Genomic DNA, 13,546 nt, shown 5'->3' with positions numbered 1-13,546 from the left:
TCTTTCTTCTTAAGAAGAAGACCGGCTCTGCCATAGGAAGAGCCGGTTCTTCCAGGTCCAAGAACATTGAACCAGATTATCGTTGCTAGAACGTGATTCTTGCAGAGGCCTGCAGGCTGCGTCCACCGCCCACGCCGTTCACGCTCCCCTGACCGCTGCCCAGCGTGCTCGTGATGCGTCCAAAGCTTCCGGATGTAAACAGGTTGCCGCTGCCGGAGTTCGGAACTGCGAACTGCGGCGTATTGCTCAGCTGGAACGCATCGAGTTTCGTCTCAAGAGCAGCCTTCTCATGCCAGAGGGGGAAACTCTTGGAGATCGAAACATTGTTCTGAATAAAGCCCGGCCCACGGAACTGATTTCTTCCCGTATTGCCCAGCTGAACATTCGATGCATTGCAGCCCGTCGTCGGACATCCCCCCGGCTGCGAGAACGCCGACACATCCAGCCATGGATTGTTTGGACCAAGTCCACCCAGCACCTTATAGATGCCGGTCAGGTTCGCCAACTGTGCCGTTCCCGGAGTGTTCAAGGTACCGCCGTTCGCGTACACCGAGAACGGTAGACCGGAGACCGCCGAAATAGTTCCCGAAAGCTTCCAACCGCCCAGTACATAAGCGCCCACACCTGAATTCAGATATCGATGCCCACGTCCAGCTGGAAGCTCATACACAAAGCTCTGCTCAAAATTCAACTTGCGATCGAAATCGTTCGGCGCGTAGTTCCGGCGAAGGTTCGCAGTCGTCAGGAAGATAACGTTGCCGTCATCGCCCGTCACATATCCGAGGCCCTTACCCCACGTAAACGCTGAGGTAAATCCCAGCCCTCTTGCAAACCGTTTGGTCAGCTGCAACTGCAAGGACTGGAAGTTTGAAGAAAATCCCTGGAAGATCTTCGACGTCGTAGCTGTGCGATGGACCGCATTTGGTCCGGTTGTCACGCATCCCACACAGTTGTATTCCGGCTTCGAAGCATTGCCTCCGCCATAGATATCCGCGGGATTGTTGATGTCGATATTCGAAGGTATACCTGTGCCGTGGTTTCCGACATAGGCAATCTGCATCGACATGTCATAAGGAAGCGCCTGTTGGACCGCAACGTTCCACGATGCCACGTAGGGGTTCTTGTAATCCAGCGGAACATAAAACAGGTTTTGATTCGCAAGAGTCGCCGTAGTCACGGGGATGATGCCATTGTCAGGAATCGGAACCGGAACCGGGGCCGGGAACCCGGCCTGGAATGTCGCTACATTGCCATTTGCCAACACAGCTGCTGTATACGGACTGCCGCCCGTCGGGTTATAGGCGTTGTTCGAGCGTACGGGATAGTTGTACGCATAATTGTTGTCGGCATACGGCATGTAGCTCACACCGAAGCCACCGCGAATCACCGTGTCCTCGGTAGCGCGATACGCGAAGCCCGTGCGCGGGGCCCAGTAGCGATACCGCGTCTGCATCCCCAGGTTCGAGGGGTTGTTGCCTATACCGGCGATCACAAGATTGTTATTGACCGGGTCGTAGTTCGTGAATCCACTTGGGATCTTCGGTGTCGCAGGAGGATAAAACTCCCAGCGAACTCCCAGATCGAGAGTCAGCTTTGGCGTCACCTGCCACTTGTCGCTGACAAACGTGAAGAACCACCACTGGCGATAGGCCGGGAAGAACGTATTAACGTCGCGGCCAACCTGGCTTGGGCTATCGAGAAGGAAGCTTGCGACATTGTTGCCCAGATTCGTCCCTGAGCTCGTCGCGTCCGATGTCTGCTGATCGGCAAACCGGAAGATGCCGCGAGGGCTGAACGTCTGGTCCTGCAATAGATCGTCACGAACCCGGCGAAGGTCTCCTCCAAACTTGATCGTGTGGTTGCGAAGGATCTTCGTCCAGTTGTTTACGAAGTCGATGTTCGACTCACCTCGAATCCACGGTATGGAAGCGGAGTAACCTATCAACGGATTGTCTGCTCCTGACTGGCCGAAGCCCGTCAGAAAGATTCCCACCTGACCGCTTGAGAACTCATTGATGTTGACGCCCGGAATTCCCAGCGCATCGGCATCGTTCGACCCATAGTTGCTTGGCTGAGCATTGTTCCGCAGGTGAGCCACCCCGAACCGGGCCTGTGTAAACAGCGTGGGCGAAAAGACGTGATCGTAGTTCACGCCCGTGCTGTACGAGGTCTGTGTACCGACGCCCTGGAAACCACCACCAAAGGGTCCACCCAGGAACGCCCCAAAGGTCGGCGCCTGGAACGTATTCACCTTCTGCCAGCTGAACCGTCCGCTGACATGGTTCCGCTCGTTCAGGGTGTAATCGATCTTTGTATCCCAGCTATTCGTACTCTTGGTAAACGGCAAAATCGTCGTGTAGTTGTTCGCCGGCGTCAACAGCGATGTCGACGGCGTCAGCTTTCCATACTGCGCAGCCGCGGCATTTAATCTATTCAAAATATCCAGCGACACCGGATTTACGCGGCCTATCGGAATCTGATTATTCGCGAATGCTGTACGCGGAGTTCCACCTTGGGCCGCTGTCCGTCCGTCGCCGGTCGAAGGATCGAAGATCTGGCCCTGCCTGACTCCATTTGCACCTGCTGCTCCGAGCATAGAGCTCAGATCGATATTTCCCTGCGCATTCGGCGTAAAGTACCGAGAATCAGGAATCGTAAACGTGCCGCCTACCGTCTCGTGATCAGAGCTTCCCTGGTAGTCGCCAAAAAAGAACAGCTTGTCCTTGAAGATCGGACCGCCGATCGATCCGCCATAGTTGTTGTACGAAAGGTGTCCGAGCGGAGGCCCAAAGTAGCTCCGCGCGTTCACCGCATTGTTCTGGATGTACTCGAACGCAGAACCATGAAACTTGTTCGTCCCCGACTTCAGGATCACATTGGTCACCGCTCCAATTGCACGCCCTAGTTCGGCATCGAAATTATTCGTCGTGATGTCCACTGACTGAATCGCATCCGCTGGAGGAATGATGATCTGCAGCAGCCCCGTACGCTCATCGTCGTCAATACCTTCGATCTGGTACAGATTGCCCATGCGCGGTATTCCGTTCACGCGCGTTTGCAGCGAGCCCTGTGCGTTGAAGAACTGTGAGTGCTCGAAGGTCGCAGGCGTAGATCCCGGCACAAGATTCAGCAGCGACTGGAAGTTCCGATTCGTCGACATTGGCAGATTCTGCAGCTGCTGCGTCTCAAGCTTCGTGCTGATGTCCGCGCGGTCCGTCTGGAGCAGCGGAGGAGCCGTCGTCACCATCACCTCTTCCGTTACGCTGCCTGGAGCCACATTGAAGTCCACGCGAGTCGAGGTGTTGATCAACACATCGATGTTCTGGTGGGTCTCTTTTTTGAAGCCCGGCGCCGTTACCGTCACCGAGTACGTTCCGGGCGGAATGTTGGGAATTGTGAAGTTCCCGGCTTCGTTCGTGACTGATTCGTATACGGTCGAAGTGGCAGCAGCCGTCGCCGTGATCCTGGCGTTGGAAACTGTTGCTCCCGTTGAATCGGTGATCGTTCCCAGCAAGGTCGCGTTGACCGCCTGGCCGAACGAGGGCGAATGGATCGCCAGCAAACAGAAGACAATCCAGGTGAAAATCAGTTTCCGTCGCATTCTGTTGGTCCTCCCGAAAAGAAAGAGGCAAATTTTGCCTCTGGTGAAAACTATTGTTTGAATTGCGAACGAAAAGTATCAGCATCAATTCGAATGTGTCAACAGGAATTGACGCACTCTACTGTGGATTGGTCGGACAATCCGGCTTTGGACGACAACCTCGCTGAAGATGTGCAAGATTGTCGTCCAAAGCCTCGTAACTACACTGCGAATCGAGCGCGTAGTTCACCGGCAGCTTTGCACATGTTTTCGAGTGCGGAGATGGTCTCAGACCAGCCTCGTGTTTTGAGACCGCAGTCTGGATTCACCCAAAGTTGCTCCGGCTTCAAGACTTCGAGGGCTAAAGTCAGAAGATCCCGCATCTCCTCGACGGAGGGAACACACGGTGAATGGATGTCGTAGATGCCGGGCCCGATCTCGCTGGGATATTGATGGGAGTGGAACGCTTCCAGCAATTCCATGCGGGACCGTGCCGATTCCATTGAGATCACATCCGCATCTAAGGCAGCGATGGAAGGCAGGATATCTTCGAAGTCGCAGTAGCACATATGCTTATGAATCTGCGTTCCATCTTCTGTGGAACTCGTAGCGAGCCGGAATGCCTTGACTGCCCAATCGAGATAATATGGCCACTCCACGATGGAGCTACCACTACGCGTTCCAGCCCAAGCTGACCAGTCGCTTCTTTAAGCATTGACGAAATGACCGCGAAGTCGCTGAGCCAGATATTTCGACCATCGACGCATCCAATGCTCAGCACTTGCTCTGGATTCAATGCTGAAGCCACGGCCTTAACTTGATCCGCACCTCGCACTGCATCGATGTGAATACCTGCCATCCCAGGCTTCGCCGCCAGGGTCAGGTTGTCGGCGAGGGAGCCGAAGTAAGTTGTCAGCATCAGTTTTATGGGAATTTTCTCGAACCCCCTGTAGGTCTTCGCATACGCATCGGCGACGGGTTCTTCGAGATCCGTCACGAGGAAAGGCTCATCTATCTGTACCCAAGAAATGCGCTCAGCAGCAAGCAACTGCAGCATTTCACCATAAGCAGCGATGAGCTTAGGCAATAGAGTCATGGAATCGAAGTCGCCAACGTTCTTTCCCAACAAAAGAAGCGTCAACGGACCCACTAAGACAGGACGTGTTTCAATGCCAAGTTCCTGGGTCTCTCCAACACTGAGAGTGAAAAGGGAATCCGGTGTAAATCCGGAACTGCCCCGCAGCGGTAAACAGGTACGAAAGCCAAATTGACACTGGGTTGAACCTGGGAAGTCTGGCGATTAGGTATAAACCTGTAAGTCCGAAGACCTGCCTAGGAAAAATCGCTGATGCCTCCGAGGGGGGCGAGGTGGCAGTGGCTTGTCTTCGGTACGAAGAGTGTGCGCTGTTTTTCCTGCATTCCCGTTTGAGGCCAAAGGAGACTTCCATGGCCGCGTCGACAACTCACACCTTCGATACTCTTCCCTCCCCTCGAGTCGCCAGCTACTCTGGTGAGGCCAACATTGCTCCCAATACTCCTTCGGGTTTCCAGGTAATCCGAAGGAATGGTTCTTTCTCGCAATTCGATGCGGCCAAAATCTCTGTCGCAATCACCAAAGCATTCGTGGCGGTGGAAGGTACGGGAGCAACCACATCCCGCCGCATTCATGAAGCAGTTGAGTCACTCACTCGGCAGATCGTCGACGCTTTAAGCCGACGAGCTGACGCATCCCGCACCATCCATATCGAAGATATTCAGGACCAGGTAGAGCTTGTGCTCATGCGCAGCGGCGAGCATAAGGTCGCTCGCGCCTACGTTCTCTATCGGGAGAAACGAGCACAAGAGCGCCGTGAGCAGGCCGAGCAGGGATTGTTGCCGTCCCGACCTCGGATTCACGTCCGGCTAAAGGATGGCCGCGGCGAACCACTTGATGAAGGTCGACTTCAACAGGAGGTCAAAGCAGCCTGTGCGGGGCTTGATGGAGTCTCCGCAGATGCCGTAATGGTCGAAGTCCGCCGCAACCTCTATGACGGCATCCTCTTTCATGAAATCAGTTTGGCCCAAACGATGGCTGCCCGTTCGCTTATAGAGCAAGAGCCTAACTACGCCTACGTTAGCGCTCGGCTTCTCTTGTCTAGCTTGCGCGATGAAGCACTAGCCTTCGTACTTCCGAGCCTGGTATCCGCCAACCAAGGACACAGTGAAGTGCGATACGAAGGGTACTTCCCCGAATTCATCCATCGAGCCGTTCACCTTCAGATTCTGGACAAGGAACTTGCCACTTTCGATCTTTCCCGTCTGGCCGCAGTGCTCAAACCCGAGCGTGATAACAAGTTCCAGTTCCTTGGTCTGCAGACTCTCTATGATCGCTACTTTTTGCAGAAAGAAGGAGTCCGGTTCGAATTGCCGCAAGCATTTTTTATGAGGGTAGCCATGGGCCTGGTAATCCGGGAAATCGATCGCGACGATAGGGCAATCGAATTTTACGAGTTGCTCTACGACCACAGCTTTCCTCTTGCTTTCTAACTACGATTGCGGATGATCTGGAAGGCATCTTCAAAGCGATAAAAGATAATGCCTTGCTCTCCAAATATGCCGGGGGACTTGGGAATGATTGGAGCGCTATCCGCGGTCTTGGATCGCATATCCGTGGAACAAATGGTCAGTCACAAGGTGTAGTGCCGTTCTTGAAAGTGGCCAATGACACAGCGATTGCAGTAAATCAAGGAGGCAAACGTAAGGGAGCTGTGTGTGGCTATCTGGAAACATGGCATATCGACATAGAGGAGTTTCTTGATCTTCGAAAAAATACAGGCGATGATCGGCGTCGCACACATGATATGAATACGGCGAACTGGGTACCGGATCTCTTTATGGAACGGGGTTGAATCAGATGGCACTTGGACATTGTTTCTCCCGATGAAGTACCCGATCTGCACAATTTATACGACATCGCGTTTGCAGAGCGTTATGTTTTTTATGAGGCCAAAGCACACCGCGGGGAGATGCAAGTTAGTCGAACAATCCGCGCGCAGGATCTGTGGCGCAGGATGCTAACGATGCTCTTTGAAACTGGACATCCGTGGATTACGTTCAAGGTTCCGTGCAATCTGCGCTCCCCGCAACAGCACGCCGGAGTGGTTCACTCATCAAATCTTTGCACTGAAATTACACTGAACACAAATAGTCGAGAAATCGCTGTCTGTAACCTCGGTTCCGTTAATCTGGCGAATCACATTACGCAAGCCGGAATTGATGAGGTACGGCATCGCTGGCGATTCGCTAAGCAAATGAGCCTATAAAACTCTGAGATCTTGGATCATGGCGCGGATCTCCGCAGGGTCAACTGAGAATTGACCTGTCGTCGATGGGGTGAGGATTCCCCCTCGCTCTAGTACGCTTGCCCGATTCGTAGAACGTCGCACACTTCCATGAAAATGCGTGGCTCTACTGGTACGGGCAACCAGAGCTGCATTTTCAACCCGAAGCCCACCACCTGCCACGATCGCAATTCTATTCTTCGCAAGATCGACCAATGTCGCGAGATTCGCAGCCCCCACAACGACATCGCGTTCCCCGCCAGACGTTAGAATCCTATGGCATCCGGTCGCAATCACATCGTCTAACGCCTCATAAAGCGAAGGAACAAGGTCGAACGCGCGGTGAAAGGTTACTTCGAGAGGCGAAGCTAACTCTACCAGTGTCCGAGTCCGCTCGATATCGATGGTTGCATCGGCGCGAAGAACTCCTAGGGCGAACCCGCTTGCCCCCAATGCGCGCGCGTGGAGAAGGTCGTCGCGCATGAGCTCAAACTCTTCGTCGCTGTAGAAAAAATTACCAGCGCGTGGCCGCAACAGGACATGCACCGGTAACCCGCTGCGCTGAACCGCCGCATGGATAAGGCCATGGCTCGGCGTCAGCCCGTCTTCGCTGAGCGCCGAGCAAAGTTCAATGCGGTCTGCTCCGCCTTCCCCTGCAGCAAGACATGCCTGCAGGGTCTCGGCGCAGAGCTCGAAGGTAAACGCAGGCCTCACGAAAGACTAAGTGAGGGCGGGGCCACAGAGGCATCTGCTCCGAAGGATGGATTGGGCTCGGGTCCCATGGTGAAGACGAGCTTCCCGCCTTCCGCGATATCCGAATGGTGGAACCAGACTTTCGGCTGCTCCTTCCCGTTCAAGGAAAAGGACTGAATGTACTGGTGGGAAGGATCCTTCCGTTCGACGACCAACTCCAGTTTCTTCCCGTGGCCTAGATCGATCGTCGCGCTCTCGAACAACGGGGAGCCAAGGATGTAATTTCCGCTGACAGGATCGACCGGATAAAAGCCCAGCGAACTCAGGATGTACCAGGCCGACATCTGACCCACATCCTCGTTGCCCTGCATGCCGTCGGGTTTTGCCGCATACATGGTTTCAAGCAGACTGCGAACACGTGCCTGGGTCTTGTGCGGAGCGCCAGCATAGACGTAGAGATATGCGATGTGATGCGATGGCTCGTTGCCGTGCGCATATTGTCCTACCAGCCCTGCAATGTCGGGAGGGGCATCCTCTGGCAGGTCGCTTGGTGCGGTGAATAGCCCATCGAGCTTTGTAACGAAAGCTTCTCGGCCTCCACAAAGCTCAATCAAACCTGCCGGGTCATGCTGCACGCCAAAAGTCGTTTGCCAGGCGTTGGATTCGGTATAGTCACGCCACTTCTTCGAGTGGCCCATATCGATCGGCCGAAATGGCGTGGTCCAGCTGCCATCCTCGAGCTTCGGCCGCATGAAACCAACCGATTTGTCGTAGTAATTGCGATAGTTTGTCGACCGCTTAGCCAGCATCGCAGCATCATCGCTCTTGCCTAACTTGCGCGCGACATGTGCAATCGACCAATCGTCGTAACAATACTCGAAGGTCTTCGAGACTGACTCACCTTCTTTATCGGCTGGAATGTAGTGGAGCTTGCGGTAATACCCGAGACCACGGAAGTCATCCACCATGGCACGCTTCATCATCAGGCCATATGCCTTTTCATAGTCAATTCCAGTGAAGCCCTTACTGCACGCCTCAGAGATAACTGCCGCTGAGTGATATCCGGTCATTGTTCCTGTCTCGGTGGACATCAGGGGCCATACCGGCATCCCTTCCGGACTCTGTTCGGCCATGCGAATCAGCGCGTTCATGAACAGCGGAACGCGCTCCGGCTCAATAAGCGTGAAGGTCGGATGTGCGGCACGGAAGGTGTCCCATAGAGAGAACGTGGAGAAACTGTGCTGCCCCGCCGGAAGCGTATGGACCTGGTTGTCCATACCACGGTATCGACCGTCCACATCATCGAAGAGCGTCGGTCCAAGCGACAGGTGGTAGAGAGCGGTGTAGAAGATTCGCTTGTGGTCTTCGTTCGCGCTCGCAACCTGAATCTTCGAGATCTGCCGACGCCACGTCTCGCGCGCGGTCGTGCGTACCTTGTCGAACTCCCAGCCAGGTGCCTCGGCCGCGAGATTCTTTGCCGCGCCATCAGCATCGACCCCCGATATGCCTGTCTTCACCAGCACACGTTCGTTAGCCTTTGTCGTGAAGTACAAAACACACTTGAGATTCTTCCCCTTCAAATCTTCCCCGCTCGCAGGCGCTGGTACTTCCTTATCATCCGAGTAGAAGACGATACGTTCGGGGCGCTTTGAAACCTTCAGCGTGAAATAGGCGTGACGATTCTTGCCCCATGCTGACGTGCGTCTTCCGCCGGCCAGCGTATCGGGCGCAACCAGACGTAGTTCAGCTGAATCACAGGGTCCAGCATCCGGACCATAACCATGCTGCAGGTCAAGGATGAGGTAGGACTTGTCATTCGCGGGAAACGTGTAGCGATGCAGCCCGGTACGCTCGGTCGCAGTCAGCTCGGCACGTACCTTGTAGTCCTTCAGCACTACGGAGTAGTAGCCAGGCTCCGTCCGTTCATCAGCATGGTCGAAGCGTGAGCGGTATCCGCCATCTGGATTGCTGCGATCTCCAGGAACAATATGCGCCGTACCCGTTCCAGCCATCACCAGAAAGTCGAGAAGATCGCCACAGCCGGTGCCGCTCAGATGCGTGTGGCTAAAGCCCATGATGGAGCTATCGGAGACGTGATATCCCGAACACCAGTCCCAACCGTCGTTGAAGGTGTCCGGGCTGAGCTGCACCATCCCAAAGGGAAGCGCTGCGCCTGGATAACAGTGACCGTGACCGCCGGTGCCGATCCGCGGATCTACCCAGCGCAGGGGATCTTCGGTCTTCGCTTCGCCCGAAGCGGCGTAAACAAACTTATCCATGGGAAGTGCGCTCGCAGCGCATACAGCAGCGCTACGCTCCAGAAACCTTCTACGACTGATCATGCATTCTCCGATTGGCAGAGATTTGGGGAATAGCTGTTGCAACACACGCTACAGATCTAAGGGTTGACGATCTACATCATCACCATTCTTACGTAAGGGATATAGTACCGGCAACTATGACAAAATAACTCGAAGCGAAACCAATGAAGATTTCAGGTCCGATCACCACCAGACGCAGTTTTCTCCGCTCCGCGGCAGCCACCGCTCTCGCTCCTTCGATCTACCCCAGCTCTCAGGTTCCCGGCGGGGAACCCCAGTCTTCCGTCGAGGTTCCGCCGGTCAAAGCTCCGTGGGATATGTCCCAGGGTCGACCTAAACCATCGGAGCGCAAGTTTCACAGCGATGCCGTCGAAGCATTCTTGAAGGAGCGCAGCACCCGCATCGCCGATCCCGTACTTGCCTCTCTCTTCGTCTCCTGCTTTCCAAACACGCTCGACACGACCGTCGAGCCCGGCATGTTCGAGGGCAAGCCCGATACTGCGGTGCTGACAGGAGATATTGCCGCGATGTGGCTGCGCGACTCTTCCGCTCAGGTATGGCCCTACCTTCCACTGGCCAAGGAAGACCGTCGGCTGCGCAATCTTCTCGAAGGCGTCATCCGCCGCCAGGCGCGCTGTATCCTTATCGACCCTTACGCCAACGCTTTCATGGCAGACCTGAATGCGCCGGCGTTGCCCTGGAGTTTGAAGGATAAGACAGAGCTCCGTCAAGGTGTCGGCGAGCGCAAATGGGAGGTCGATTCCCTTTGCTACCCCATACGTCTCTCCCATGGCTATTGGCAACAGACCGGGGATGTTGGCCCCTTTGATGGTCGCTGGCACGACGCTATGCGGCTCATCGTGGATACATTCCGCATCCAACAGCGCAAACAGGGCGATGGCCCCTATCGCTTTCAGCGCGAATCCACCGCGTCAACCGAGACACTGCCTGCTGCCGGCGTGGGCAACCCGGTCCGCCCCATAGGTCTCATCGCCTCCGGCTTCCGGCCTTCCGATGATGCGTGCGTCTTTCCCTTTCTGGTCCCCTCAAATCTGTTCGCCGTTACGTCGATGCGACAGCTTGCAGAGATGGCGCGCTCCATCCTTCACGACGATACGCTTGCAAACAACGCCAGCTCGCTTGCCGAAGAAGTGGAACGCGCACTGCGCGAACACGCGATTGTCTCCACACCCGATGGAACCATCTGGGCCTACGAGATCGACGGCTTCGGCAGTCGGTTAATGATGGACGACGCGAATGTTCCCAGCCTGCTCGGTCTTCCCTATCTCGGCAGCTCTCCCGATGCTGCCCTCTATGCGCGGACCCGGGCCTTCAGCTGGAGCGAGCGTAACCCATGGTTCTTCCGGGGCAGCGCCGGCGAAGGCATCGGAGGACCGCACGTTGGCCGCAACATGATTTGGCCGATGTCGCAGATCATCTTTGCCCTGACCAGCACACGCGAGGACGAAATCCGCCGCTCTCTGGCAATGCTCAAAAATGCCGCCGCCGGATTCGGCTTCATGCACGAGAGCTACTTCAAGGACGACGCAAAGCGTTTCACCCGCGCCTGGTTCGCCTGGGCAAATACGCTGTTCGGCGAGCTGCTGGGCACCCTCGCAGGCACACGTCCGGAGATTCTCCATCCCTGACTACCCGTGGCGCGCCCGCCACAGGGCGCCAAGGGTCGGATCGACCATGCCCGGAACGACCTTCAGCGCGGGAAGTTCGCGGCGCAGACTCTCCACGATTCCCTCCCGTATTGGGGCCACATGCTCTAGGATGCTGCCCGTAAAGGCCAGGTCAGGCAGCCAGTCTGACCGAGTATCGACGCGTCGAAGCCTGTCGATCACCAATCGCGCCAGGTGTGCCAGCTCCTCGGCCTCCCGACGAAGCACCCCCTGTGCCACAGCATCGCCTGCGGCAGCGCAGGAAACCACTTCAGGAGCCAGCTTTGTAAAATCCGGAGCGGGAACCTGATTGGCGTAGGCCACCAGCTCATCGAAATCCCTCAGATTCCATAACTTCAGGATTGCGGGTAGAAGCGTTGTCTCGCGCTCCTCATCGACTGCCAGAGTAGTATCACGCAGCGCCTGCTGTCCGATTCGTGAACCCGATCCCTGGTCCGAGAGAGCCGGACCCCATCCGCCCGCTGTCGTCAGCTTTCCTGCTGCTGTACGTCCGGCGACATTCGAGCCGGTTCCAGACATCACCAGAACTCCCGGCCCGCCGAAGAAGGCACCGTCAAGGGCAATTTCCACATCCCCCACCAGGATCAGCGACCCTCCGATACGTTCGGCAAAGATCTTACGAATCCAATCGGTAACCAGAGCCACGGTCACTCCAGCTGCACCTACGCAGCTTCGAGTAATGTCGCGAACCGAAACCCCTGACATCTGCTCGAGCTCACGAATCGCCTGGGTGAAGTTCTCCTCGGCTGTGGTCGCGTCGGTACGCATCCGCTTGATTGTGCCTCCGCGAACGCGCGCAAGCTCGCGTGTCTCATCGGCTAATACATACTCAGTCTTGGTTCCGCCCAGATCTACTGCCAAATAAAACGCCAACGATCCCGTCCTCGTGCTTCCGGTCTATGCCCGCGCCCGCGTGTTGACGGGGGACGCTTCATCTTAAATGACAAGGGTGAAAATCGGAATCTCCTGCACTCGGAAATCTGCCTGGAAGATATGGGTTCTACTATGGGTGAAAGCTCCCTCTTTGAGGCTGATGGAATGGACCGTCGTTCTTTTCTTAGTGGCTCGCTCAAATACGCGCTCGTCGGACCCGGGTTCAGTCCCAGCCGTCGGACTGTCATGATCGATTCGCACGTCCACGTCTGGAAACATACTCCAGAGTTTCCATTCGCCGAGGGAGCAACGCCGCCCGATTTCGACATCACAGCAGAGGACCTGCTGAAGCTGATGGATTCTCACGGCGTAGCTCGTACCGTGCTGATCCAGGTGAGTCATTACCGCTGGGACAACCGCTATCTACTCGACGTGCTCCACCGCCATCCAGGCAAATTTCATGGAGTGTGCCGCGTTAACCCTGAAGACCCGGCTGCGCCCGATCACTTGAGTACGCTTACCGCGAGCGGGTGCCATGGCGTCAGGCTCAGTCCTGATGCCACGGTAAAGGGCGACTGGATTCGCGGACCTCTGATGGCTCCGCTGTGGCGGAGATGTGCCCAGCTTAGGATCCCGATGACACTCCTGCTGCCGGCATCCAGGCTGCCCGACGTCGCGCCCTGGATCGAGAAAAACCCGGATCTAACTGTGGTGATCGATCACATGGCGGATGTTCCCGCAGGCGACCTCCAGCAATTGCAGCTTTTACTGGCCATGGCACGTTACCCCCGCGTTTACGTGAAGATCTCTCACATGTGGTCTCTCTCTCAAAAGCCCTTTCCCTACCCTGACCTTACAGATCAGCTTCTAAGGTTGCGGGATGCCTTCGGCGCAAACCGCCTGATGTGGGGAACCGATTGGCCTATCCTTCGTGAGCGACTCTCCTATGACCAAAGAGTCGCGCTCTACCGTGACCATTTAGGATTTCTATCGAATCCAGAACGCGAAGAGATCTTACATAGAACCGTGCAGCGAGTATGGCCGTTTGGCCTTTAAACCAGTCAAAAAGAG

Annotated in this window: 8 protein-coding genes, 2 pseudogenes and 1 riboswitch; of the genes and pseudogenes, 4 read left to right on the top strand and 6 right to left on the bottom strand. The window is 55.8% G+C overall.

Features of this window, described 5'->3' with window-relative positions; all coding sequences use genetic code 11:
• Positions 1–85: 85 nt before the first annotated feature.
• The 3 genes and pseudogenes from BDD14_RS21405 to BDD14_RS33150 form a co-directional block, all read right to left on the bottom strand.
• The gene (locus BDD14_RS21405; protein WP_130421072.1) at positions 86–3,601 is read right to left on the bottom strand and encodes a TonB-dependent receptor; all 3,516 of its coding nucleotides are present in this window, start codon (positions 3,599–3,601) and stop codon (positions 86–88) included.
• A gap of 200 nt (positions 3,602–3,801) precedes the next feature.
• On the bottom strand, positions 3,802–4,239 hold the full coding sequence (locus tag BDD14_RS33155) for a hypothetical protein (RefSeq protein ID WP_242618106.1): 438 nt from the start codon (positions 4,237–4,239) through the stop codon (positions 3,802–3,804).
• Between the two features lie 98 nt (positions 4,240–4,337).
• Positions 4,338–4,730 (bottom strand): annotated as a pseudogene (locus BDD14_RS33150) (uroporphyrinogen decarboxylase/cobalamine-independent methonine synthase family protein); the annotation flags it as partial.
• 15 nt (positions 4,731–4,745) lie between these two features.
• Positions 4,746–4,930, top strand: a riboswitch (cobalamin riboswitch).
• Between the two features lie 96 nt (positions 4,931–5,026).
• Between BDD14_RS33150 and BDD14_RS32505 the strand changes: the two are divergent.
• Both BDD14_RS32505 and BDD14_RS33145 read left to right on the top strand, forming a co-directional pair.
• Positions 5,027–6,106 carry an ATP cone domain-containing protein gene (locus BDD14_RS32505; protein WP_242618105.1) on the top strand — a complete coding sequence of 360 codons (1,080 nt, stop codon included), beginning with the start codon at positions 5,027–5,029 and terminating at the stop codon, positions 6,104–6,106.
• A pseudogene (locus tag BDD14_RS33145) lies at positions 6,061–6,882 on the top strand (hypothetical protein). Before BDD14_RS32505 ends, BDD14_RS33145 begins: the two are co-directional and overlap by 46 nt.
• Here the strand turns inward: BDD14_RS33145 and BDD14_RS21385 are convergent.
• Both BDD14_RS21385 and BDD14_RS21380 read right to left on the bottom strand, forming a co-directional pair.
• A complete protein-coding gene (locus tag BDD14_RS21385) occupies positions 6,877–7,614 on the bottom strand; it encodes a copper homeostasis protein CutC (protein WP_130421066.1) in 738 nt (245 codons plus the stop codon). The pseudogene BDD14_RS33145 and the gene BDD14_RS21385 overlap by 6 nt on opposite strands.
• The gene (locus BDD14_RS21380) at positions 7,611–9,935 is read right to left on the bottom strand and encodes a GH92 family glycosyl hydrolase (protein WP_130421064.1); all 2,325 of its coding nucleotides are present in this window, start codon (positions 9,933–9,935) and stop codon (positions 7,611–7,613) included. Before BDD14_RS21380 ends, BDD14_RS21385 begins: the two co-directional genes overlap by 4 nt.
• A gap of 143 nt (positions 9,936–10,078) precedes the next feature.
• Here BDD14_RS21380 and BDD14_RS21375 point away from each other — a divergent pair, with 143 nt between their 5' ends.
• Positions 10,079–11,563, top strand: a complete 1,485-nt coding sequence (locus BDD14_RS21375; RefSeq protein WP_130421062.1) for a glycoside hydrolase family 125 protein — start codon at positions 10,079–10,081, stop codon at positions 11,561–11,563.
• Here the strand turns inward: BDD14_RS21375 and BDD14_RS21370 are convergent, their stop codons facing one another.
• Positions 11,564–12,463: an N-acetylglucosamine kinase gene (locus BDD14_RS21370; protein WP_242618104.1), complete on the bottom strand. Its 900-nt coding sequence runs from the start codon at positions 12,461–12,463 to the stop codon at positions 11,564–11,566.
• A gap of 177 nt (positions 12,464–12,640) precedes the next feature.
• On the opposite strand from BDD14_RS21370, the gene BDD14_RS21365 reads away from it, so the two are divergent.
• Positions 12,641–13,531 (top strand): amidohydrolase family protein, encoded by an 891-nt coding sequence (locus tag BDD14_RS21365; RefSeq protein ID WP_130421058.1) that lies wholly within the window; start codon positions 12,641–12,643, stop codon positions 13,529–13,531.
• Positions 13,532–13,546 lie beyond the last annotated feature (15 nt).

The sequence above is a fragment of the Edaphobacter modestus genome (assembly GCF_004217555.1).
GTDB classification, from domain to species: domain Bacteria; phylum Acidobacteriota; class Terriglobia; order Terriglobales; family Acidobacteriaceae; genus Edaphobacter; species Edaphobacter modestus.
The sequence above is the reverse complement of the archived record's forward strand: the minus strand, read 5'-3'. Positions and strand labels throughout refer to the sequence as shown.